This is a genomic window from Agaribacillus sp. DX54 (assembly GCF_056858335.1).
Map to the genome: position 1 here is coordinate 1 of NZ_JBXEQE010000050.1, position 23606 is coordinate 23606.

Below are 23606 nucleotides of genomic sequence, written 5' to 3' on the forward strand. Positions count from 1 at the left end.
ATTTTCAATTACCGGTTATAAATAAATTAAAAGCAGGTCATTTAAATTTAAATAATGACCAATAGCCACAATTTTATTTTCTTCTCCTTTTATCAATTTCTTTTATGTAATCTTCCAAAACTTTCAAATCAGAAAGGAATTCGTCAGAATCAGGCATTTCTTCTATTAAAGTCCCAGCTGTATCATGACCTGAAAAATAAGTAGAGCATTTACTCATATTAGCGTCAACGAGCTTATAATCATCATCTGTTAAATCAATAATTTTTGATAATCTCTGAGTTTGAATTGCTCTTCCAAAGCGTTGAATTGCACCATTTAAAAAGATTTCTTCAATAAACCTCTCCCAAGTTTCACGAAGTTTACCATATAGATCTTTTGCTCGCTCTTTATAAATTTCCTCTGTTTCCGTTCTTTCGATTTTCTCAAGTTGTTGATAGGCACTTTTTAAAATGCCTATACGTTTACGAACAGGTAAAGCATCCCATGGTGGATTACTGGCTATTAATCCCGTTTCCTTTTTCTTTCTTGTCAGGCTCTTAATATCCAATTCACAATTAAGACTCTTTGAGTGTTCTTGAATCATTAAAAGGAAAGTAATGTCGTGTGTAAAAACAATTACTTGTCTTTCAAGAGCTTCTTCTGTAATTCTTTTTGATATTTTATTTCTCCATTTGTGGTCAAGTGAGGAAACTGGGTCGTCAAAAATAATTGCACTTTTATGTTCTGAAATAGATAATTCGGATAAGAATGTAGCTAATGAAATACATCTATGTTCTCCTTCGCTTAAAATGTCTTTTAAAGCGATATTAGTCGAGTTGTTTTCATCAAGTCTTAAATAGTGGTATTGTTTCCCTCTTTGTCCTTTTGTTTCAGGTTCTATTTTAATGTTTTTAAAACCTAGCTTTTTTAATTCTTCTTTGAAATTTTGTTTAAGGTTTTGATTTATATAACCCGTTGTTAGCTCATTGCTTAATGTGGTGATTGTTCGAGTATTACATTTACTTAAACATTGATTTAACAAGCCTACCTTTTTTTGTCGGTAAATTTCACGTCCTAATTTCGGTTTGTGCTCATAAATTTTCTTTTCACCGTTTAATTGATTTAATTCTTTCACTAAAGGTTTTAAATCTTCATCAATCGATTGAGTTTTCAATTTTTCATTCGTTTCGGTTAAAGATTTATTCAACTCTTGAATCAAAGTTTTAGGTGAATTGTCAACCTCTATTGTATTAATACTTGGAGTAGGATTCTTTGAATTAAATAATTCAGCTATATATTCCTTTTGTTCAGAAAGAGTGGTTAGGTACTCTGTCTGTTTATCTGTATAATTTTCAATTAGTTCATTTAACTCAAGAGATGTAGGTTTTTGCTCTTCAAAATCAAACTTGGAAAATATCGGCAAAGTAGACCACTAAATATCGCCCATAAGGGGCCATAGATTATCGCCCAAAGGGGGCCACTGACAAAATGTTTTTCTTGAGCTAAAAACTCAAGAAGAACATGGCCAATAAAATTATTAAAATGTCAGTGCTCCGTCAGATTATTACCTTAAAAAACAATGGGCTTAGTAACCGGGCCATTAGCCGACAACTAGGCCTTTCCCGAAAGACCACCAATAAGTATATTGGCTTTGTTCAGCAAAATGATTTAAGCTCGGAAAGTTTGCTGGAATTATCAGATGCTGAACTTTCCACTTTGGTAAGTCCCCCTGCCAACGAACCGCTAACCGGTCATCACCAACTACTTTACAGCTATTTTCCAGTGGTGGAGAAAGAACTTAAACGGGTTGGTGTTACCCGTTATGTACTATGGCAGGAATATAGACAACTGCATCCGGAGGGGATCAGTTATGCTAGGTTCTGCCTGCATTTTCGTCGTTGGTGTCAAAACAATCAACAAGTTACCATGCATTTTGAGCACAAAGCGGGGGATAAACTATTTGTAGATTTTACCGGCAAAAAGCTATCCATTGTTGACACTGAAACCGGGGAGCTTGTAGCCGTGGAAGTATTTGTAGCAGTATTAGGGGCCAGTCAGTACACCTATGTAGAAGCTGTACCGGATCAGAAGGTAGCCAGCTTCATTAGTGCTTTGAGGAATGCTTTTTCTTTTTTTGGAGGTGTCCCCCAGGCAGTTGTCCCTGATAACCTTAAAGCTGCTGTTACCCAGGCGGACCGCTATGAGCCTGTGTTAAATGATATCTTACGAGATTTTAGCTTGCACTACCAGACCACCGTTCTGCCTGCCCGTGCCTATAAGCCCAGAGACAAAGCATTAGTAGAAGGAGCAGTTAAAATTGTTTATACCAGGATTTTTGCCCGGCTAAGAGACAACACTTTCAGTAATATTGTTGTGTTGAACCAGGCCATACAAGAAGCTTTAACTGATTACAATCAATATGCTTTTAAAGGAAGGGATATCTCCCGTGCGATATTGTTCGAGGAACTGGACAAACCAGCCCTTCAACCCTTACCCGAAAAAGATTATGAGTTAAAAAAATATACCAGGGCTACTGTATATAAAAGTTCCTATGTGTGGTTGGGAGAGGATAAACATTATTACAGTGTTCCCTACCGCTATATGGGCAAAAAGGTCAAGATTGCCTACACCTCCCATACCGTGGAAGTGTATTACAACTATGAGCGGATTGCTGTGCATCCAAGGGAAAAAGGACATTACCGTTATACCTCCCAGGCAGTGCACCTGCCTTCTACCCATCAGTTTATCACAGAATGGAATCCGGACAGGTTTCTTTCCTGGGCGGCTGATATTGGCCCTTGTACTGCCTGGTTTATCCAGCAGATATTTGAGAAAAAACCATACCCTGAGCAAGCCTATAAGACTTGTGTAGGTATCCTCTCATTGGTGAAAAAAGTAGGCAAACAACGGCTGGAAAAAGCTTGTGACAGGGCTGCTTATTTCAATAGCTATAGTTATCGCATTATCAAAAGTATCCTGGAAAAAGGCTTAGAGTCAGAAGCCTGGCAAAAGCCCCCTAAACAGGATAACCAACTATCCTTGTTCCATAAGAATATACGAGGCAAAGATTATTATCAATAAAACTATAAATGAGTAAAACCATGAACTACGAAGAAACTTTCAGAAAAATGAAAATAATGAGATTGCTGGGCATGCATGAAGCCTTTAAAAGTTGTCTGGAAACCCGCTCCCAGCAACAGCTCTCTGCTGATGAACTCATTACCCTGCTCATAGAAGCAGAGTATGAGGACCGCCAGAACCGAAAGGTCAGCCGTTACCTGAAGGCAGCCAGGTTCCGCTATCAGGCCAGTGTGGAAGAAGTAGATTTTTCCGCTGCCAGGGGCTTGGAGAAAAACCAGCTAATCCGCCTGGCCAGTTGCCAATTCTTAGAAAAACAGGAGAACATCCTGATTACTGGCCCGACTGGTGTAGGGAAAAGTTATCTGGCTTCGGCTTTGGGTCATCAAGCCTGTATGAAGGGCTACAAAGTGCTGTATTACAATACAGCTAAGCTCTTTGCACAACTCAAAATGAGCCGGGCAGATGGCTCTTACATGAAGTTAATCAACCGGTTAGAAAAGCAGCATCTGCTCGTATTGGATGATTTTGGATTACATCCTTTGGATGAAGAAAACCGCCTGATGCTGCTCGAAGTTATCGAAGATCGTCATGGCAGAAGATCTACCATCATAACTTCACAACTGCCTGTGATCAAATGGTATGAACTGTTTCAGTCTCAAACCATCGCTGATGCAGTCTTGGACAGGGTGGTACATACCGCACATCGGCTGGAACTTAGTGGGGAATCGATGAGAAAGAAAAAAAGTAGTATAGCAAAGAAAAACATAGTATCTTAACTGGCCTAAGTGGCCCCCTTTGCCCGTTATTGGGTGGCCCCCTTTAGGCGTTATTCGCTGGCCTACTTTACCCGATATTTACTGGCCCCCTTTAGGCAGTTCCTTCCACAAACTCAAGTCTATTTAATTTTTCAATTGCTAAATCATATTTTTCTTTGGCTTCGTCAAAGATCTTTTGAATGTCATTTTTTACGAAATCTTCAAATTTTGTAAACCTTTCTCGAGCTTCCTCTTCTAAACCTTGAAGACAAAGAGGACAATTACTTTCTTCTAATACACCAGGAAAACTTTCTGTTTGAGTGCTTTCATTGTAAAATTTCCTTGCACTTTCCCATAAAACCTTCCAAGCATTATTTCCAATACCTTCTATTGGTAAATCCGAAAATGCAGTTTTTGAGGATTCCTTCAGAGCTTCTTTGGCTGTACAAAAATTATTTAATATGTGCTTTAGATTATTTAGGGCTTGACCTGTTAAATTGTTTTCTAGATTTTGAAACTTATTTATTAAAATTTCAAATCTCTTGATTTTCTCTTCATTGGATTTTAAGTTTTTTTTAGGGTCAGTTGCTTTTAATTTATCTATTTCTTTTTGAAGAGCTTCAATTCTCGTGTTTTTGGTTGAATTCCATTTTGATTCAGCTCTTAGTTCATCCAATGTAGAACTCGTATTTAAGTTGTCAAGAAATAATTTTGCAGTCGTTCCTTCCGGCACTTCTAATAGCTCGTAATCAAACTTTTGCATTGAAGGATTGGAAAGCAGGAGATTTAATTTCGCTTCGACTTTTCTTACAGCTTCTGCTAATTTTTCAACAATTGAAAGACCTTGTGGTATAAACACAATTTCATCTTCTCCATCGATATAATGGTTCGCACTAAAAGTGTCGAATACATCAATTTTTTTTAGGGTATTTTCACTTACTGTTTCATTGACAAGGCTGACAGTAGAGAAACTTACGCCATCAGAGGTGTATTCTATATCTGCTTTTTTATCATTTCCAGTACAGGTTGGGTCAAATAAATTGTCATTTATTATTGGTTTTTGACCTCTTGTGTTACAAGAATGTTTTAAAATACTCACATAACTAGATTTTCCTGAACCGTTGTCTCCATAAACGATAGTCAATCCACTTGGTGCAAACTCTAATTCACTAGATTTAGAAAGAGCATTAATATTATCAATATTATTGATTTTAGATAGTATGACATTGTCATCATTTACTGAGTTATGGGCAAAATCCCTTAAGTCATCAAAGTCAACTGCATCAAATTCAAATTCAGAAAGTCCAAAATCAACCTTACAAATTTCCGTTAGTTCAGAAATATCGTTATCTGTCAGTTCATTATTTCGGATTAATCGGTCAACAGCTACTTGGCAAAATGAAGGCTTATTTTCAACCCAGTCTATTATGTCATTCAGTATTGGCATTTGTATATTGCATTGGTTTGTTCATAATAAAGCATAACAGTTGAGCTACCCGGCGTACCGGAGCGCTATCGGAAATATCGTCGTGATAATTTTTATTGCATGCTGGCTTTCTTAAACCATTCTTTTTAAAAAGTAATTGTCAATTGCTTCTTTGAGTTTCTTGTTTCTCATTGCTATTGCCTTCCCTCTAATTTCCTTACCATCAAAATAGGATACCTTATACTTTGATGTAGATTTAAATGTTGCCTTTAATTTTTTGGCAGCATCTTTGGTATATCCACCTGTTGCCCAATATTCAAATTCAATAAGATGATTCTTAAGGGTTTCTTGTTTTAAAAGCCATTTTCTAAATGCGGGTATTTTAATAGAAACCCATTTTTCAATTTTAGCTAAGTCAATTTTGCTGTTGGTTGCTTTGCATTCAGCAAATACAACTTTATCACTATAAATTACAAATACATCAATTTCGTGTTTTCCATTGTTTTCAAAAACCTCTCTTCCAACATCAATTGCCTGACTTTTCTTTGAATGAAGATGTCCAACGAAGTATTCAAATAAAGTCCCTCTTATATTATATATAAGTGTTTCATTGTAAAGTTTTAATTCAGAAATTAATTCCAAATACTTGTTTGGCTGTGATTTTAAACTTGCACCTGCGTTATTTAGAACTGATACTAATTCTCTTAAAGCAAATGCATATTTATCACCAAACAATTCTTTGATAAAGCCAATTGCAACACCATTTTTTTTAAGATCCGAAAGTGCATCTTTACTTAAATCATCAACTATTAAAAAAGGAATAACTTTAGAGGCATTTTTGAAACTGTGAACATGATTCAATTTCTCAATAAAAAATTCTATATCATTCTTTCTGATTTCTTTTCCAAATAAAATATCAGCAAGAACAAATCCTGGTTTTTTATTAACAACTAAACCTCTTAAATATGAAACTCCTTTGAATGACCATTTAAACTTTCCGTATTCAGCAAACAGTTCTCCTGTATTGTAGGAAATCATTCCTAAATTCCTTAAGAGTTCATGAAAATGTGTGAGTATATCCTCTTTTATTATTTCAATTGTTCTGTGTGTTAAATTTGTTGTTTTTAATGGAGCAAATTTTGGAGCAAAACTGTATTCAGTATTATTAAATATCAGAATCCCTTTTGAAACGAATTTTTGCATTACGTCTTTAAATGGAAGATGCTTTTTTAGTGGTTGTACTGGATAATTTGTGTAACACTCAAGAAACTTTGAGTCGATTATTCCACCATGCATATTTATTGCATTAATACAATACCAATATTTCTTTCCATTTTCTTGAAGTGCTTTTGAAAAAGCATCATAGAGTTTTCCGTCTTTATACTGTTCGTTTAAGAATATTAAAGACTGATTACTTACGAAAAACCCCTTAATTTTATTTACACTTTTATTTCTTGATATTTTCTGACTTGCCGTATTCACAGGTATCTTTAAACGCTTCGAAAGCAATACAGCTAATTCGCTTGACATTAGTGGACCTTTCTTTTCAAGTATCTTTTCGATATCTGTCATATGACTCTATATATAAATAACTCTTTAGAGTTATGGCAATTAAATCTTTTTTAAGCTAATCCATTGATATTCAATAGATTAATTTTTTCAACAATGCTATTTATGATGTCATATAGGATTTTTTTCATTCTTCTTACCTGCAAAAATCCTGTAACCACCAGTTGTGGTATTATACACTTAAATATAGAAGATATAGTCCACTAATGGCTTAATATTATTTATTTGGAACAGGGAATTAGTCAAATTCAACTGTTTAGCACTTGAGAAAAGATCTATTTGATTTAACAAACATTCAGATGAATTAAGACCAACAATCCATTAAATGGTTTAATTAAAACCGTAATATGAAAAAATCACTTGCCTAAAAAAATACCCAACCTTTGGTATTTTCACTGGTAGTAAGTACCCACAATAGTAACTTACTAAGCTGTTACAGAAATAAAAAACTTTAACCGGCGAGAAGAGAAATCACGGTGAGATCACTGACATAAAAAATACTCACCAACATATTCACAAACCTTCATATATCCTGCTCTTGATTTGTACCTACCTACCCTAACCGGTTGAAAATTAAGGGATAGAAAATACTGTATTGGGGAGTACTAAAGACCATAAGATTCCATCGTAGTTTGTACCTTGGAATCCTCAACTTTGTGGACTACAGCTATTACAACACCCCCAAACCAATTTACCATAAAAAAGCGAGCAAAATAACTAAAATAGTTTCAAATGAGGATGCCCCACAAAAACAAAACTCCTCATAAATATTTTATTTATAAAACTCTCGAAGAGCTCCAGTCGGATTCCAATCAACCACTTACTGACCATAAACCATCCGATAAACCTGATCTCTAAGCCAAATTCAACAAACCACCCTCTCATTCGCCTCATCCAAAACCTCATTCTCGAAGCTCTTTAAGTAGATCTCTGTTGTATTTAAAGAACGATGTCCCAGGCCTTCACTTATAACTTCAATAGGAATACCAACATATTTGGCTATAGTTGCCCAGGAATGCCTTATTGAATAAGAGGTGAATTTTCCCTCAATACCGGCGTCTTTGGCAATAGTCCGCAATCTTTCGTTAAACCTTCTTCTTTGAGTTTTGTATTTTTCATAATGTTCCACACTGCCATCATAATTGGTAGGGAACGCATAGTCCCCGGTATTTTTTCCCGTGAGATAATATTGGAGTATAGTTTTTAACTCCTGAGTTAATTTAACCGATAGCTTTTGTCCGGTTTTGCTTCGTCCATAAAAAATTCTACCCTCTTTTATATCACTAATCTTCAGTTTCACCAGATCGATAAAATTCATTCCCCGGCAGTTGAACATAATTAGGAGATAATTTTTAGCATGCCAAAGCGCGGACCCACGTTCGTAATTAAGATTTCTTATTTCGATTATTTTTTCTTTTGTCTGGGCCTTTTTAACAATCCTTCCTGGCCTGGGTAGTTCATAAAAGTCAAAAGGATTTTTGGGCGTGTTAAATTTGTCTTCCTTTATAGCAGCATTGTAAATTGAACTTAGGCCTCTAATATAGCTATTGATTGTGTTGGGTTTATTTCCTCGGGCCTCATGTTCTGCCTGAAATTCATTGAGAAATGAGACAGTTATATCATTCATTCTTAGATCTTTACCCTTGTTGAATTTTTTAAAAGCAGTAATAGTGTTTTTATACCAGTCGGCGGTACCAGCTCTTTTTGCTTTCTTTTTTCGGTCAATTAAAATACTTCCCCATTGTTCTAACGTAATGCCAGTCTTTGCGTAGTTGTGGGACTCTATTTTGGTATATCCATTTTTAATGTCGGGGTTTGATTTTACCTGATCGGCTTCATCCCATTTAACTTTAATGTATTCGGCAAGATCGTCCACGGTAAACTTGTTAACCTCTCGCCCCAAATCATCGATGAGATTCTTAGCGGTTTGCCATTTGCGATTTATTTTTATATTTATCCTTTCGCAATTTTGGTTCTTGTTGACTTTGGCAGACTTTCTCAACCGCTTCTCCATATTGTCCCAACCCACCTCAGAGGTATAGTAAGACAACCTGATTATCCTGGCCTTCCTATGAAAAACTCTTAGGGCTACCGGGAATAAATCGGTGCCAATTCTTCTTGAGGTATCTCTGGTGTCCAATATTAATTTTACTTTTGCCATTAGATATCATCATTTGATACAGCTAAATATAAGCAAAAATTGTGCACACTTTATGCACACTTTTTTTGAATTCAAACGAACTCTAATAAACTCTAAAATACTGTAAATATTTGATAATCAGTGATATATTGGCTGTTTAGGGGCCGGTAAAATAAGCTAAAAACCGCTAAATTTGTGTTCGACAAGCTAGGGGTCACTGGTTCGAATCCAGTATTACCCACCTTCACCCGCCGAAGCTTCAGCGGATGGGTAAGTCTATGACTGACAGGGACTGAAGCTTTCAAAGAATATTAGGCACTATTAGAAATATTATAAGTTAGGATAGGGAAATTTCTAACAAGCACTCACCTTAGAAGGACCCCATACATTTCATCCAATATCGGTTCAGCTTTGTCATGGATGGGACTATCGGTTACCGTACCCAGGTTAGCCCCCAAAAAAACAAACAACTCTTTTTCAGGAAAGTAAAAAAGCTGACAACCTGCCCCAAGCCCGCCGCCACCGTGCCCGTAAGCAATCTCACCTTCAATGATCTCATAATCCAGCCCCAGTCCATAGGTTAATTCCCCATCTTCATTCCTGACCCAGGTCTGCATTTCCCGCAGTGTTGACTCATTTAACAACCTGCCTTCGAAGAGCCCTCTCAGGAAGGAGACCGCGTCTCTTGGCGTGCATACAATGCCATCGTCCCCAATGAGAGAGGAAAAATTGATACGCTGCATTTGTGAAACGTTTTCCAGGATACTGTTGCTGTAACGTTCCCAATGACCGTTTGCGAGGTGCGGATAGGTGAGGTATTCTGGGTCATTGCGGTAGTAAGTCTCTTGAAGCTCCAGTGGGGAAAAGATATTATCGGCAATGAATTTTGCATGGTCGCCGGTGATAGCGTCCGCTCAACTCACGAATGTAATGCAATGCCACGTAGAAGCCGTTAATTACAAAAAACCAGATGCTGATGATAAATATGTCACGCGTGTAGAAATGAAGCGCTGCCGGGCGGCCCCTGGCAATCCATGAGGTAAGCTCCGTTAGAAAGATAATAATGAAAAGACCTAAAACTAAGGTACTGAGAAGCTAAATAATGATCCGTCTGGTTGGCCTGCCGCTGTAAGGCATTTTTTTATCAAAAAAAAGAATCAATTTTCGCATCGCCAGCCACGCCAGATAACCTTGCACTGTGTCAATGGTGAAAGTAGCCAGCAAGTGTCCATTAAAACGAATGTTAGAATAGGTTAAATAGTAGTTGAAAGCACTTATAAACGGTATAAGGATAAGAAAGAACTTTACGTCGGGATAATACGGATTGTTATCAGAGCGCATGGCAGATTCTGTATTATTCTATTCAAAGACAGTGCGTGTTAAATAAGGTTTAAAATATATTAATTTTTTTAATCGGATTGGCCTCTTTTTCGTGCTGATTCTTTATTTTAGTGCTAATGGATCCTGTCTCCTGATTCATAGAATTTTTACACAAAAACAGCCAGCTTTTGTACAAAACCGTTGGCAAACTTCAGAAATATTAAAATATGCCCAGACCAAAAAACAAAACCGAGTTGATAGATCTCGGTCACAAGAACTACGAAAAGTTGCTTAACTATGTCGAATCTTTTTCTGAAGAAGAAGTACATGCCGAATTTCCTCAGGGAACCCTGAACAGAAATATCAGGGATGTTTTGGCACATCTCCATCATTGGCACCTGATGATGCAGGATTGGTACTCGGTTGGCATGACCGGTGACAAACCAGACATCCCAGGTAAAGGATATACCTGGAAAACCGTACCTGATCTAAACAAGAAGATAAAGGAGAAATACGAACACACAGATTTGAAGGAGGTAAGGAAGTTACTTGACAATTCATTTGCCGGGCTGCAAAAAATCATCGAAAAGCATAGCGATGAAGAGCTTTTTGAAAAGAAAAGATATAAATGGACGGGAACAACTTCTTTGGGTTCATATCTCGTTTCGGCAACTTCAAGTCACTATGATTGGGCGTTTAAGCTGATTAAGCGATGTAAGAAGTAGAAAGTGTCGGTTCCTTTGGTTTTAGGTCATTTGATGATTCAAATCATTGGTATTGACTGGAAGGGGTCTGCTTCAATACTTGCCACCTGGCAAATCATTTTTAAGGATGACCGGGATCATTGCTGTTTTGTGAACTAATATGGTTATTTAAAACATGCAACCTGACTCAAAAACAATTGCCTGGCTTTTAGAAAACGATAATCCCCCCGTTCGTTATCTTACTTTGACCAACCTCTTAAAAAAGTCCTCTTCCACCAAGGTGGTACAGGAAGCCAAATCTCAAATTATGAAATATGAGGTGACACAAGAGATATTGCAGCATTTTCATGAGTTCATTAAAGATGATGACAAGGCATCCTGGAAGTATCAGGGAAAATACTGGCAGCTTATATTTCTTGGTCAATTTTTGGCTGATCGCAGTGATCCTAGGGTGGCCGAATTGGCGGAAAACATCCTTCAAAGTCGCAAATGGATCTCCTCAACAGGCATGCAGTGCGTTACGGCAAAAATCTTGCAGGCGCTGGTGCGGTTGGGTTATAGCGATAATCCTTTTGTGGTTGAAGAAACGGCAACTTTGGCAAAACGTATTTTAGACGATCAGGGAATAAAATGTACATTGATGGATTACAGCCTGCTTCCAAGATGTCAAATGGCCCTTCCTAAGTTGCTATTGTGCTTTGGGCAGATTACTGAAGAAAAAAGGGATTCGGTTGTCGGTAAGGCCATTGAGCGGGTAGTCAAATCCCTCTTGCAAAATAAAATATCAAAATATGTGCCGGGTAACCGGAAGAAATGGCAGGAGGTTCTGGCCACTGCTCCAAAGCGTTCGGAACTTCCCAAAGGCCAAACGGTGAAAGATTGGGTTTTCGATCAAAAAGAAATGTTTCTGCAATCATATGGAATCGGTGATAGGGAAGCAAAACCAGGCTGGGTGAAGTTTGGATTTCCATCACATTACAATTCTGACATATTAGAGGCGATGTATGCGTTGGCGCTGGTTGGTACGCCCATGAATCCACAACTCGAAGAACCCCTGGAGGTCATTGAAAATAAAATGGGGGAAGGTTTTATCTGGAACCTGGACAATTCACTAAATGGTAAAATGCTGATGGATGTGGAACAAAAAGGTAAGCCTAGCAAATGGATCACTTATTTTGCACTGTACGTGCTGAGTCATTTTGGTAGGCTTACTATTGGTTAAATCTTTTTGAGGATTATCCTCAAGATAGCGGCAAGATATACCGGCCTTAAATCTTATTGTATTAGGGTACAGGAAAATTAATAAATCTCAGCAGATCCTTTGACTGAAATTTTCCCATACTTTTCAAAATCATAGGTGATTTCCCAGTATACGGGAAGATCCTCCAATTCATCCCACAATTTCTTCCATTCAGGTTCTTCATCCTGCTTGACCTGCTTTTGCGGAACAGGTTGGCCTTTAACCTGAAGCTTAACGTTCACTTTATCTACCGAATTAGGGGAGATCGTTTTTACAATCTTGTCAGGACTAAAAGTAATGTGTTCGCCTTTTTCAAGGGTAAGGGTTACTTCCATCGGCACCTCGTGTGAGTTGAATATCCTGACGTCAAACGACTCGTTCTTAAGAGGTTTTTCATCATCGAAGTTCGATTCCACAAGTATCGACTTACGTTTCAGGTCCATTGTCAGGTAGTTTTCAACATCCTCACGGCTGAAATCCTCATCCCAGATCCCTTCCAGCATCAGGTTAGCCATGACGGGCCCCTCATCAGTCATTGTTACCCACATAACATGATCGAATTGTCCAAAAATTGGCCCTCCTAGCCTGCTTCCACCGCCAGTGGTGGCCAGGGTAATATAGTTGTTGTTGTGTCGTGTGCGGTGAGTGTAACGGTGAATATGGCCTGCAAAAACCGTATGTTTACGGCCCTGAAGCATAGATTCTATTTCGCTCCAACCACTTTTTTCAACGGCCTCTTTACCAGCCCCTTCTGCAGTGCTTTCTTCAGCCAACCATACAGGTTTATGCAAGAAAACCAGCGTCCAGCGTACATCGGGGTTAGCGTCCAGGGTTTGTCTGACAAATGTCCTTTGTTCATCCGAAAAAAATGAACTACGATGTGCATCCAGCCCCTCTTCACTGTTAAGGCACAGGAACAACACATCATGATAAACAAAATGATAATAAGTAGCGCCAAGCCGTTCCTTCCAGATGTCCTCCATTACTTTGTTAGTAATATCATGGTTGCCAGCGACATAAAAAAACGGCATGTTCAAGCGGTTTACAAATTCGTCGAATTCATCCCATTGCCTTTTTATTTCGTCAAGGTCTTCAGTATACCCCTGGATCAAATCCCCGACACTTAGCACAAATTCCGGCTGTAGGAGATTGACCTTCTCCACACCCTGCTCAAAAATACCCGGGCGCATACCACCGGTGCGATCGGTAACTATTACAAACTGGAAATTCTTTGGATCATTGTTCCATTCCAGATTTGTCCAGGGGTTAGTTGGTTCCGATTGATCGATTTGAGCTATTTCGGGTGGACTTTGAGGTTTACATCCTGAAAAAACACATAGAATTCCTGCAAGAAGCACAGGCAAAAAGCGAAAAATATTGATTTGAGTTGGCATGGGCGTATTCTTAATATAGATTCGGTTAATTTTCGGATGGTGATTTAAAACTTTTTGCTGTTAAAAACAATACGCCTTTATTAAATAATCTTTAAGAATTCAACTTTGGTTGTCTTTTGCCTTGGTAGTGAGCCTTTTTCGGGTAGCCATAGTAAAGCTTTAAACAATATTACGGTAGGCAGATTTGCATTTGATTATATTAAATGTCTTATAAAATTTTTCACATCCCGCCGATTAAGTCTTATCTTTGCCTTTTTGGCAAAATTGCCGGTTACACCGGTTTTTCGGGATGTAGCGCAGCCCGGTAGCGCGCTTCGTTCGGGACGAAGAGGCCGCTGGTTCGAATCCAGTCATCCCGACTTTTGCCTGAGTCGTTAAGATTCGGGCTTTTTTGTTTTAAACTTGTCGATATTGGCTGTAATTTATTTGTCTTTGCCCGTGATAGCAGCATTTTGACTATTAAATGAAATCCTTTAGATTAGGTAGTCATAATTTGAAAATATACGAAACGGATTCCGTATTGCTATGCGTTAGGTGTCACATAATTGGATAGGCAAATGATTGACAACAGATTCAAGGAGCTTAGAGTCAATGTCGGAAATTCTGCCAAGAGTATTATAGACAATATCCTTGACAACCACTATGATCCCAACAATTTTGCAGGAAAACCAGAAATATGCATTTTCTGCGGTTCGCCTAAATCTCTCACAAAAGAACATGTGATGCCTAAATGGGTGTTTCAAAATGATCCTATAATGTTTTTTAGAACCAATAGTAATGAAATAGATCAAACATTCAATAAATCGACTGTGCCTGCTTGTAAGACATGCAATACAACCTATCTAAGTTATATTGAAAGACACATACAAATCCTGTTGAAGCAAACTGACTTTGATACTTCCGCTAATGAATCGGATTTGTTAAACATATTGCGATGGATGGAAATCATAGAATACAAATTTCATGTTCTTGAATTCAGAAGAAAATATAGGGCCTCTAAAAGTAAAGGTTATGAACCGATATTATCAAATGTACCTCTTTCTATATTGAGAAGTAATATTAGATATTCTCCTTATAAAGCCACTGAACAGTTAAGACAGTCTCAGAAAAGAGTAACTATTAAAAACAAAGAACCTAGATTTCATTCTTTAATCACATTTGGCTTATCAGATCCAGAATCGCATTTCATTCATAGCATGAATAATTTCTTATTTTTTAGTCTGCCTCAGTTTAATAAGGCTTTATTTTATTTCTTCAACGAAGAATTTGACGATTATGCTATTGCAACTCAGGAAGCTCGTAGAATAATAAAAGAAGTTTATACAAAAGAGAAAAATGATACCTAACAGTATATGAAATCATAGCGGAACAATGGGTAATCGTGTTTCTTCTCTACTTGTAAGTGCACCAATCCCTCTGGGTGGTAGTGTTCCATAAAAAGGAATTAACTGGCCTAGAATCCCCCACACTCATTTGTTTTTTAAGGCGGCTGCGCAGGATCTGTGATCCGGGTTATTTAAATGAGCATCAAATAAAAAATGAGAACCTAGGCTAATGGCTCTATGTAGTCCTATCACCCAGAATTTGGCCTTACCAGAAAAAGAAGTAAGGCTATTTATTGTCACTTATCAATCAAATGACTCAAAATACCTTTCCAACCTCTTCAAATCCTCCATGAAAAAGTTTGATCGAGAGCCAGTCATCCCGACTTCGCCCGCCGTAGCTCGAAGAGCGAAGGCGGGGCTTCTTTTTTGTTATATTTCTTCGAAATTAGCTAGGCATATAATTCCCTGGGCTAGCTTCGTCGGGTACAACCCGGTCTCCTTTTAGCGAAGAATAAATAACACGGACTTTCCACAAGCGGGCCTCGTCTGCTGAAGCTGAAAGCTGAGGTTGGCCAGTTCGGATATGAATTTTATTAAAAATCCCTTAGATTAAGGTTTTGATAAAATAAATATAAGCACCACAAGGGGTGTTTAGCGAGTTGTTAGATTTAATCCTGACACACAAAGAAGGATTTAGGTTCATATTGATGGGCCCGAATTGGGAAATACTCACAACTTTTTTGTTAATTTAGTAAAATATTGAATTAATATGGAAAAACTCAGATATATCGATCTTTTTTGTGGAATTGGCGGGTTTAGACTTGGCTTTGAACAAGCTTGTAATGAACATGATATTATTTCTGAGTGCATATTTTCATCTGACATTGACCAACATTGTCAATTGGCATATGAACATAATTTCGGTGAACTTCCAAAGGGTGACATTACCCAAATTTCAGAAACGGACATTCCAGATCATGACATTTTGCTAGCAGGTTTCCCTTGCCAGGCGTTTAGCATAATTGGACATATGAAAGGTTTCCAAGATACACGTGGAACATTATTTTTCGATATAGCTCGAATTCTGAATGAGAAGAAACCAAAAGCATTCATTTTAGAAAATGTTAAGCAACTTGTTGGACACGACAAGGGGAAGACTCTAAAAGTCATTCTTGAATCATTGAGAGAGATTGGATATCATGTACAATACAGTGTTTTGAATGCATTGGATTATGGACTTCCTCAAAAAAGAGAAAGAGTAATAATTGTTGGACATAGGGAACCGATTTTATTCAATTTTCCTAGTCCTAAAAGGAATTATACTCCTCTTGAAGAAATTTTAGAAACCCATGTTGACTCGAAACACTATGCCTCGGATTATATTCAAAATAAGCGAAAAATTAAGCACACATCTTCATATCCGCTTTCGATTTGGCATGAAAACAAGTCGGGGAATATTTGCTCATACCCTTATTCCTGTGCTTTACGCGCCGGGGCATCTTACAATTATCTTTTAGTCAATGGAGAAAGGAGATTAACATCAAGAGAAATGCTCCGCCTTCAAGGTTTTCCTGATAATTATGAAATAGTTGTGACAGATGGTCAATTGAGAAAACAAGTTGGAAACGCGGTGCCCGTCAACATTGTTAAGGCGGTGGCTCTGAAACTATTACCATTTATCTCTAAAACTATCGATACAAGTCTCATCTTAAGAGAATACGAGGTAAAATACGGCAATAAATGAGTAAAAAATCACCTAAACTACGAAACGTAAATAAATCTGTTTCTCCCTACTTGCTGAATAGATTTCCATCTGATTTTCCTTTCTCATTAGGAAAGGAAATCGTTTATCTTTTGGCAACCAAAGGCAAAGCCAGTTTAGAGGGTTCAGAGTGGGAAGAAATTTTTGCGAATTGTATTGGTGCAGAATGGAAACCATCAAATGTAGGGCTTGATGACGTTGTTCTTGGCAATACTGCATGGGGAGCAAAAACAGTCAAGGCTACTAATCCTGAAACACAGCAAAAAGTTCGATTAATCTCAGGAAGAAATTCTATTGTGTATTCCTTTGGAGAGACTATTGACACAAGCGTTGATCCAAACCTGCCTGGAGAACAAGTTCTGGAAATCTGGAATGAAAGAGTTTCAGCAATCCGAGAGAAATACAAACATCTCCGAACTATAGTTTTGGTCAAATCAAACGATCTTTCCATTGTAAACGTCTTTGAATTTGATACAATTCGATACGATCCTGAACTTTATTATTGGGAATGGAACAAAAATCACAATTTGGTGGGATTTGAGAAATTAACTAAGGAACATCGATTCACTTGGCAACCACATGGATCTCAATTCACAATCTTAGAGAAGATACCCTCTGATTGCTTGATTATTCGGATTCAAACTCCACCAGCTCTCGACAAGGAAACTGTTCTTGAGTCTTTGAACTTTACCAACGATTGGATAACTATCTTGAATAAAAATGACTGATACTTTCACAAAAAGAGAGAGGAGTCAAATAATGAAGAAAGTTAAGTCCTCTAAGAATAAATCAACAGAGCTTAGACTAATAGAATTATTCAAGCACAACAGCATAAAAGGATGGAGACGAAATTTCAAGCTCTTTGGTAAACCAGATTTCGTATTCCCAAAGTTAAGAGTCGCTGTTTTTGCCGATGGTTGCTTTTGGCATGGACATAATTGCCGTAACTTAAAACCGGAACAGAACAAGGAATATTGGACTCAGAAAATTAAGCGGAACATGGAACGAGATCAGCTTGTAACCGAAACATTAACTGCTAAGAACTGGACAGTCCTACGAATCTGGGAATGTCAAATTAAAAAAGGAGAAGTAGAGGAATTGGTTAATTGTATCAGGACAAAAATCTAACAGACGATATAGCACATGCCTCAACCTGCTGTTTTGAAACTGATCTGCAAATCCGCTATTTGAGAAGATATTTTTTTAATTCAGAGGCATGGGCCAAATCTGGGCTGTTACCGGCAATAGAAAAATGATAGCAGACGAAATAACAGAAAAACTGAATTCCAAGAAGTCCTCATGTAACCCGTCCTAAAAATCGGACTGTTTAGAGATGGAATATTATTAATTAATGCTAAACAATATGAGTAGACCTTATTAATCAAATAGCCCAAAATACTCTTCCAACCCCTCCAAATCCTCCATCAAAAAGTTCGATCGAGAGCCAGTCATCCCGACTTTTGTCTGAATCGTTAGGATTTAGGCTATTTTGTTTGAAATCGTAAGAAATTGAGTTTAATACCTCGTTTTTATCAATAGTATTAACTGTAGTTAAACATTTTTGAATCCGATAAAAAATCCTTTAGATTAAAGTTTATAAAATAATTGTATACACCACAAGGCAGTGTATAGTGAGTAGTTATGATTAATTTAAAGAATAAAATAAATGGAAAACTGGCCAGATCGAATATTTGATTTAATGTTCATCCCTGAAATGAATGAAAAAATGGATGAATTACGAGAATTAGCTGAGGATGAAAACTGGAATTATCAGCGGACTGAAAGTGAACACCATTTGCCTATTTTGTTTAATTAGGCCTCTCTTCTAATTAATTATTTCTGGTAAAAATGGCTTTAGAGGGCATTTTTAGGGGTTTTGATCGTTAATTATTAGAATAAAAACCCCAAAAACATACTATATATAGCATTTTTTGGGGTTTAGTGTTAGATTGTAGTTGAGAAAAATAACAATCCAAACCTCAATCTACTATGCAACAAACACTTTTCCAAGTTGAGCAGTTTGACCATCCAAAATTGCACTTATTCAAGCAGACCTCATTGGGCCAAATCCATCAGACCATTCCCTGGGAAGCGCTTTCAAGTTGCCTTCCACGGATAGATAAATCCAAACCAAGCCCCAAGCCCTGGTTTACTAATCAAGGGATGTTAGGGTTAATGTTTTTGAAACACTTACTGGATACCAGCGATGAAAAGCTAATTGAGCGTTTTAATACGGACTGGTCCCTTCAATTATTCTGTGGTAAACTGTTATCAGAGACCGAAAAGGTCAGAGACACCGCCATTTTATCCAAGGTACGCGGTTATGTAGCCGACCAGGCTGACTGGCAGCAACTTCAAGCAGTGTTACTTTCCCATTGGAAGGATGATATGGATTTAACTTCCTTGTTGTTGATGGATGCGACCGTTTACGAGTCTTATATAAGATTTCCTACCGATGTGAAATTACTTTGGGAGAGTTGTACTTGGGTGTACCAGCATATGTTGTTCAAAAGCTGCAAACTATTGAAGATCAAAAGACCCAGGAATAAATTCGTTGATCAGAAACGTAAGCAACAGCGTTATTTTAAACTGCGCAAAAAGTCTTACAAAAAAGGAAGGAAACGTCACACCTCCTTACTATACCTGCTAAAGAAAGGCCTGGATCAACTTCAGCGAGTCCTTGACGCCCATCCCAACTTAGCGCTGACCCATTTACAACGTGATTATCTTCGCACCATCAAAAAGGTGCTTATTCAGCAACAAAGACTGGCCCTTGATCCACAGGCCAAAATTGCCGACCGGATTGTTTCTTTACACAAACCTTATATCAGGACCATCAAAAGAGGTAAAGAAAACAAGCCCAATGAATGGGGCATGAAATCGCATATGCTCCAATGCGATGGGGTGATCTGGTTTGATTGTATGGAATTCAATCCCTTTAATGAATGTAAGCGGCTGAAAATCACTGTTGCTAAACACAAACAAGCTTTTGGTCACTGTCATCAACTAGCAGCTGATCGAATTTATGCGACCAACGAAAACCGCAGGTATTTAAGCGAAAAACAAATCTTTCACGGGTTCGTAACAAAAGGCCGCCAGCCAAAAGATCACAACAAAAACAAAGCCATTGATGTATTGAAGTCACAAATCAATAAAGTGCGATCTACTCACCTGGAAGGTGCATTTGGCAATCACAAAAATCATTATGGCCTTAGAAAAGTCAAGGCCCTAAGAGAAGCAACCGAGAAAACCTGGGTGTTTTTTGGTGTCATGGCTGCCAATGCAGTGTTATTGACCAAACGCAGGCGCAAACCCCCATCCGAAGCGTCGCTCAAAAAAGCAGCTTAGCTAAACTACGATAATTGTACTGCTGAATCAAAGCAAAGACAGGATAGGTACGCCTTGTCCTGAAATTTAGCCATTCAGTATACCTGTATCACTATTAAAATTGTACTATGCTAATAATAAAACAAGACTATCATTTCAAAATATTGTTCAAATTACCAAACCCCAACTCATTAGATGGCAATAAGACTAATGAATAACCTAATTAGAAGGGAGGCCTAATTACATTCAATATACATACAGACGACTTGCCGAAGAGGATAAAATTGTTGTTTCTGATAATGGTCAAAATTTAACCTTTAATACAGGTTTAGTAACATCCAATCAAGAACCAATTTTTGCATACTGTAATACTAATAGAAATGAAGAGGCATCTCAACCGTGGTTTTTTCAAGGATGGAAACGAAAAGGGGAATATGATATGACCAAATTTTCTATTCTTCCACCTATGGCACATTATTTTGACGACCCTTCTTTATTGGTAATGGATGCAAGATTAGAATTAAGAACCAATGTGGAGCATATAGTTAGTCATAACAAAGAACGATTTCCAGAACCTTACAAATCAATGGACGACTATGGTGTGCAGACATTAATAAAAGGTTCAATCGACAACGCAAAGGAAAGGGTAAGACGAAATTACAAAACGGCCATTCCCCATTTTCATCGTGGAAAGGTTCAGCTATTACTTCCATTATGCCTGAATAATCCGAAGACAGCGGACTTGGCCCTCGTGGTCGAAAAACATGATACATTCTATAGAGCATCCACCTGTTTAACTTTAGATATGGCATATAATAATGCTCGTCAATTAGCAAGACCAGATAGAGATTGGTTACTTCCATAAATTTACTCACAACATTGCATACAACTCATAGTGGGAAAGTTGCTTAAAAAAAGACCTGCGCATATTTGCAAAGCTCTCTGGGCGGGCTACGTCGGGTGAGACCCGACTGAGATTTACAAGCTTAATCCGTTAAGTCTAATCGAATTAGTTTCGAGGACGTATCTAGATGGTATTAAGTCATCATTCAAGCAAAACGACAGAAGCATACACACATATTGCCGCCGATATGAATTTCATTAAAAATCCCTTAGATTAAAGTCTTTAAAATAAATGTATGCAACCACATTGTGGTGTATAGCAAGTAGTACTTAATTAAATATGATACATGAAAGCTTCCATTGGAAGAAGCAATTATATGACAATTTTTTGATTGTCGCACGATTTCGATTTCTTCAAAAGAGATACAATCAGTCTTATATGAAGATTGAAAAAGCAATATTAATAGGGGCATATAATTATTCGAAAACTAGATGAAGCTCAAAAAATACCTCCTAAATTTTTAAAAACACAAGAAGGCATTTCACTATGCAAAAGTAAAGGTGCAATTGTAGATTTTATGAACTGGCATCACTTGGAAAGGCATTATAATCTTGAGGAAACACATAAAGAAAATAAGGACTGGGGTTTTATTCTGAATCAAATAATTCATAGCTATTCCCTAGTTTATACATTTGACTCAAAGAATCAACTTGATGGGTTATTAATAAATTCTGACTGGACTAAAAAGAAATACCTCTTTTTGTACCGATAAAACTCATATTGACTATGTTTCTGACAATATCAGAAGGAGATATAACATCAGCGATTAGCGCAAAGGAAATAAAAGCAACCGATAATGAAGGGAAAATCATTTATGGGGAAATGAAACTAAAAAATGCTAATTACACCTACCCAATGGGCATTGATATATCTACGGAGATTGAAAAAACCATTAGGGGTGAAATTTATAAACGTACTGTATTTGAATGAAACATATTTATACAATAATAAGCGGATATGTAGAGGTTGATAAGAAGCAATGTAATATCCCCTTTGCTTTGATATTCGAGAATGATGGGGTATTACATATCGAATCATTTTTCGAGAAACAGGACTTTTATGATGGTGTAAAAGGGCTTAACTATTATCGATTAATAGGAAAAACAGAAAAAGGCTATGACATTGAATGTGAGGGCCTATTTTGTACTCGATACAAGTATAGCAATCAAAAAGTAAATTTTATATGTGACAAATACATTAAACTTGTTAATAACCGAGATGAAGTGCCGAAGGTCGAAAATTCTACTCTTATAGAAACACCAATATATTTTTCAGAAATTGAAGGACTTAAAATGCATTTTGGAGATCATACCGAAACAGAACAATATCGAAATTCTGGGAAAGTGGACAATCTACTTAATATCGAATTTGACCATACCGAATGCTCCTTTGTATTTAATCATCCTGATTTTATTGGTAATCACCATAAAATCGTGTTTTTTAAAAATCCTGTTAATAAAAATATATTAATTGACTTTAGGAGTCCCAAAGGTTACAGCGAACTGACGTACAAAAAGTACCAAATATTTAAAAAAGACTTATTACATTTTCTGTCTTTTATAAATGGAAGTCAAGTAAGACTAAGAAAAGAATTGTTGGGTGAAACGTTAAAAATAAAATTAGGAAATAGAGGTTTTGATGCTCAAACTATTATCATTTATTCATATAAACGAATTACAGAGAATCACTGTAATGACTATTTACCAGTTGATATCCACCACTCATATACAAGTGAAATTTTTCATAAAGCCTTTCTTAATGGTTTCGATAAATTTTATCATTTAAACAAAACACTTGACTTTGGTAAATTAATATTCTCATTAAATTCAACAAATAATGTAGGTTTGGATGAACGCTATTTTATATTAATTACGGCGTTAGAACGAATTAGTAAAAACTACTCAAAAAACAATGTTGGGGAAACTAAACATTTAATTGACGATAAATATTTCAAAGACTGTTTAAAGCCTGAGCGTAAGAGTCTAATTACTAAACATAAATCCGAAATAATAAAATCTAATAAATCAGCCTGGAATATTTTTAATTCAAAAATAGGTGATCTTAATAGGAGAAATATTTCTGAAACATCTCAGAAATTGTATCAACTTTTAAATATAGCATACCGGGTGCTAAGAGCCGTAAGCCCGTAACAAAATTCACTGGCAAGTTCGTTGAAGCCTATGGAGAGGAAATCCTTTTGATTCGAAGAATGCTTAATATGCATGATAAAGAAAAGACCAAACACCAGATTTTGCTTTTCATTAATGCTATTCAACGAGAGATTTTAGAAAAAAAAGTTCGCAAGACTTCACCCTATGGCGGGCAAATCAAATTTATCCAGGAATGGCTTGTAGACCTTCATAACAAAATGGGAGAAACTGTCAAGGTGGAAATCTCTGAGGAGAAGTTGAATGAGTTTCAGGCGATTACCGGATCAAGACAGATCAGGCCTTCAATCCGCTTAATAAAACGGTATGTCAACCTACATGGAAAGCAGGTTGAACATAAAAAAGTCAAAACATTGCACAATTCCATTGCTAACGCTATCAACAAAGGTAAGGTCAAAAAGTCTGATCCATATTACGGCAAGCTCATGAAAATCATTGATTCATTACGGGACTTTAATTGCGATGTGGGAGGAAAAAGTAACCTCAAAATTCACCATGCTACTCTTAATGGT

The 23606-nt window shown here is 37.1% G+C and carries 20 protein-coding genes, 1 tRNA gene and 1 pseudogene; 15 read left to right on the forward strand and 7 right to left on the reverse strand.

The window, feature by feature from the left end; genetic code table 11:
* Positions 1-73: 73 nt before the first annotated feature.
* Entirely contained in the window at positions 74-1402 is a 1329-nt protein-coding gene (locus AC04NP_RS28800) for an AAA family ATPase (protein ID WP_482863549.1), read from the reverse strand.
* Between the two features lie 98 nt (positions 1403-1500).
* Between AC04NP_RS28800 and istA the strand changes: the two genes are divergently transcribed.
* Together istA and istB are read left to right on the forward strand one after the other, a co-directional pair.
* Positions 1501-3060, forward strand: a complete 1560-nt coding sequence (istA, locus tag AC04NP_RS28805) for an IS21 family transposase (RefSeq protein WP_482863550.1) — start codon at positions 1501-1503, stop codon at positions 3058-3060.
* Positions 3061-3080: 20 nt separating this feature from the next.
* Entirely contained in the window at positions 3081-3836 is a 756-nt protein-coding gene (gene istB / locus AC04NP_RS28810) for an IS21-like element helper ATPase IstB (protein WP_482863551.1), read from the forward strand.
* 91 nt (positions 3837-3927) lie between these two features.
* Here istB and AC04NP_RS28815 read toward each other — a convergent pair whose 3' ends face one another.
* The 5 genes from AC04NP_RS28815 to AC04NP_RS28835 all read right to left on the reverse strand — a co-directional run bounded on the left by AC04NP_RS28815 (position 3928) and on the right by AC04NP_RS28835 (position 10291).
* Positions 3928-5262 carry an AAA family ATPase gene (locus AC04NP_RS28815; RefSeq protein ID WP_482863552.1) on the reverse strand — a complete coding sequence of 445 codons (1335 nt, stop codon included), beginning with the start codon at positions 5260-5262 and terminating at the stop codon, positions 3928-3930.
* A gap of 111 nt (positions 5263-5373) precedes the next feature.
* A complete protein-coding gene (locus AC04NP_RS28820) occupies positions 5374-6813 on the reverse strand; it encodes a hypothetical protein (protein ID WP_482863553.1) in 1440 nt (479 codons plus the stop codon).
* Positions 6814-7675: 862 nt separating this feature from the next.
* Positions 7676-8971: a tyrosine-type recombinase/integrase gene (locus AC04NP_RS28825; protein WP_482863554.1), complete on the reverse strand. Its 1296-nt coding sequence runs from the start codon at positions 8969-8971 to the stop codon at positions 7676-7678.
* Between the two features lie 344 nt (positions 8972-9315).
* Positions 9316-9855, reverse strand: a complete 540-nt coding sequence (locus AC04NP_RS28830) for a serine hydrolase (RefSeq protein ID WP_482863567.1) — start codon at positions 9853-9855, stop codon at positions 9316-9318.
* 190 nt (positions 9856-10045) lie between these two features.
* Positions 10046-10291: a hypothetical protein gene (locus AC04NP_RS28835; protein WP_482863555.1), complete on the reverse strand. Its 246-nt coding sequence runs from the start codon at positions 10289-10291 to the stop codon at positions 10046-10048.
* A 206-nt stretch (positions 10292-10497) separates the two neighbouring features.
* Here AC04NP_RS28835 and AC04NP_RS28840 point away from each other — a divergent pair, with 206 nt between their 5' ends.
* Together AC04NP_RS28840 and AC04NP_RS28845 are read left to right on the forward strand one after the other, a co-directional pair.
* Positions 10498-10995 (forward strand): ClbS/DfsB family four-helix bundle protein, encoded by a 498-nt coding sequence (locus tag AC04NP_RS28840; RefSeq protein WP_482863556.1) that lies wholly within the window; start codon positions 10498-10500, stop codon positions 10993-10995.
* 154 nt (positions 10996-11149) lie between these two features.
* Positions 11150-12196: a hypothetical protein gene (locus tag AC04NP_RS28845; protein WP_482863557.1), complete on the forward strand. Its 1047-nt coding sequence runs from the start codon at positions 11150-11152 to the stop codon at positions 12194-12196.
* A gap of 77 nt (positions 12197-12273) precedes the next feature.
* On the opposite strand, the gene AC04NP_RS28850 is transcribed toward AC04NP_RS28845, so the two are convergent.
* Positions 12274-13608, reverse strand: a complete 1335-nt coding sequence (locus tag AC04NP_RS28850; RefSeq protein WP_482863558.1) for a metallophosphoesterase family protein — start codon at positions 13606-13608, stop codon at positions 12274-12276.
* 285 nt (positions 13609-13893) lie between these two features.
* Between AC04NP_RS28850 and AC04NP_RS28855 the strand changes: the two genes are divergently transcribed.
* From AC04NP_RS28855 to AC04NP_RS28905, 11 genes and pseudogenes are all read left to right on the forward strand, one after another.
* A tRNA-Pro gene (locus tag AC04NP_RS28855) sits at positions 13894-13967 on the forward strand.
* A 198-nt stretch (positions 13968-14165) separates the two neighbouring features.
* On the forward strand, positions 14166-14954 hold the full coding sequence (locus AC04NP_RS28860; protein WP_482863559.1) for a hypothetical protein: 789 nt from the start codon (positions 14166-14168) through the stop codon (positions 14952-14954).
* Between the two features lie 748 nt (positions 14955-15702).
* Entirely contained in the window at positions 15703-16677 is a 975-nt protein-coding gene (locus tag AC04NP_RS28865; RefSeq protein WP_482863560.1) for a DNA cytosine methyltransferase, read from the forward strand.
* A complete protein-coding gene (locus AC04NP_RS28870) occupies positions 16674-17423 on the forward strand; it encodes a hypothetical protein (protein ID WP_482863561.1) in 750 nt (249 codons plus the stop codon). The genes AC04NP_RS28865 and AC04NP_RS28870 overlap by 4 nt, the downstream gene beginning before the upstream one ends.
* Positions 17424-17454: 31 nt before the next feature.
* Positions 17455-17823 carry a DNA mismatch endonuclease Vsr gene (vsr, locus tag AC04NP_RS28875; RefSeq protein WP_482863562.1) on the forward strand — a complete coding sequence of 123 codons (369 nt, stop codon included), beginning with the start codon at positions 17455-17457 and terminating at the stop codon, positions 17821-17823.
* A gap of 538 nt (positions 17824-18361) precedes the next feature.
* Complete coding sequence (locus AC04NP_RS28880; RefSeq protein ID WP_482863563.1) at positions 18362-18511, forward strand: hypothetical protein; 150 nt, start codon at positions 18362-18364, stop codon at positions 18509-18511.
* 173 nt (positions 18512-18684) lie between these two features.
* Positions 18685-20043, forward strand: a complete 1359-nt coding sequence (locus tag AC04NP_RS28885) for a transposase (protein ID WP_482863564.1) — start codon at positions 18685-18687, stop codon at positions 20041-20043.
* A gap of 223 nt (positions 20044-20266) precedes the next feature.
* A complete protein-coding gene (locus AC04NP_RS28890; RefSeq protein ID WP_482863568.1) occupies positions 20267-20887 on the forward strand; it encodes a DUF3825 domain-containing protein in 621 nt (206 codons plus the stop codon).
* A 765-nt stretch (positions 20888-21652) separates the two neighbouring features.
* On the forward strand, positions 21653-21856 hold the full coding sequence (locus AC04NP_RS28895) for a hypothetical protein (RefSeq protein WP_482863565.1): 204 nt from the start codon (positions 21653-21655) through the stop codon (positions 21854-21856).
* Positions 21853-23076 (forward strand): hypothetical protein, encoded by a 1224-nt coding sequence (locus AC04NP_RS28900; protein ID WP_482863566.1) that lies wholly within the window; start codon positions 21853-21855, stop codon positions 23074-23076. Before AC04NP_RS28895 ends, AC04NP_RS28900 begins: the two co-directional genes overlap by 4 nt.
* 68 nt (positions 23077-23144) lie before the next feature.
* Positions 23145-23606: pseudogene (locus tag AC04NP_RS28905) on the forward strand (hypothetical protein); the annotation flags it as partial.

What these genes read in the sequence shown, in the direction of transcription:
- AC04NP_RS28895 (WP_482863565.1), top strand. Translation starts at nt 21,653, where the DNA reads ATGTTTCTGACAATATCAGAAGGAGATATAACATCAGCGATTAGCGCA.
- AC04NP_RS28840 (WP_482863556.1), top strand. Translation starts at nt 10,498, where the DNA reads ATGCCCAGACCAAAAAACAAAACCGAGTTGATAGATCTCGGTCACAAG.
- AC04NP_RS28885 (WP_482863564.1), top strand. Translation starts at nt 18,685, where the DNA reads ATGCAACAAACACTTTTCCAAGTTGAGCAGTTTGACCATCCAAAATTG.
- istB (WP_482863551.1), top strand. Translation starts at nt 3,081, where the DNA reads ATGAACTACGAAGAAACTTTCAGAAAAATGAAAATAATGAGATTGCTG.
- vsr (WP_482863562.1), top strand. Translation starts at nt 17,455, where the DNA reads ATGAAGAAAGTTAAGTCCTCTAAGAATAAATCAACAGAGCTTAGACTA.
- AC04NP_RS28860 (WP_482863559.1), top strand. Translation starts at nt 14,166, where the DNA reads ATGATTGACAACAGATTCAAGGAGCTTAGAGTCAATGTCGGAAATTCT.
- AC04NP_RS28865 (WP_482863560.1), top strand. Translation starts at nt 15,703, where the DNA reads ATGGAAAAACTCAGATATATCGATCTTTTTTGTGGAATTGGCGGGTTT.
- AC04NP_RS28880 (WP_482863563.1), top strand. Translation starts at nt 18,362, where the DNA reads ATGGAAAACTGGCCAGATCGAATATTTGATTTAATGTTCATCCCTGAA.
- AC04NP_RS28820 (WP_482863553.1), bottom strand. Translation starts at nt 6,813, where the DNA reads ATGACAGATATCGAAAAGATACTTGAAAAGAAAGGTCCACTAATGTCA.
- AC04NP_RS28825 (WP_482863554.1), bottom strand. Translation starts at nt 8,971, where the DNA reads ATGGCAAAAGTAAAATTAATATTGGACACCAGAGATACCTCAAGAAGA.
- AC04NP_RS28900 (WP_482863566.1), top strand. Translation starts at nt 21,853, where the DNA reads ATGAAACATATTTATACAATAATAAGCGGATATGTAGAGGTTGATAAG.
- istA (WP_482863550.1), top strand. Translation starts at nt 1,501, where the DNA reads ATGGCCAATAAAATTATTAAAATGTCAGTGCTCCGTCAGATTATTACC.
- AC04NP_RS28870 (WP_482863561.1), top strand. Translation starts at nt 16,674, where the DNA reads ATGAGTAAAAAATCACCTAAACTACGAAACGTAAATAAATCTGTTTCT.
- AC04NP_RS28850 (WP_482863558.1), bottom strand. Translation starts at nt 13,608, where the DNA reads ATGCCAACTCAAATCAATATTTTTCGCTTTTTGCCTGTGCTTCTTGCA.
- AC04NP_RS28835 (WP_482863555.1), bottom strand. Translation starts at nt 10,291, where the DNA reads ATGCGCTCTGATAACAATCCGTATTATCCCGACGTAAAGTTCTTTCTT.
- AC04NP_RS28845 (WP_482863557.1), top strand. Translation starts at nt 11,150, where the DNA reads ATGCAACCTGACTCAAAAACAATTGCCTGGCTTTTAGAAAACGATAAT.
- AC04NP_RS28815 (WP_482863552.1), bottom strand. Translation starts at nt 5,262, where the DNA reads ATGCCAATACTGAATGACATAATAGACTGGGTTGAAAATAAGCCTTCA.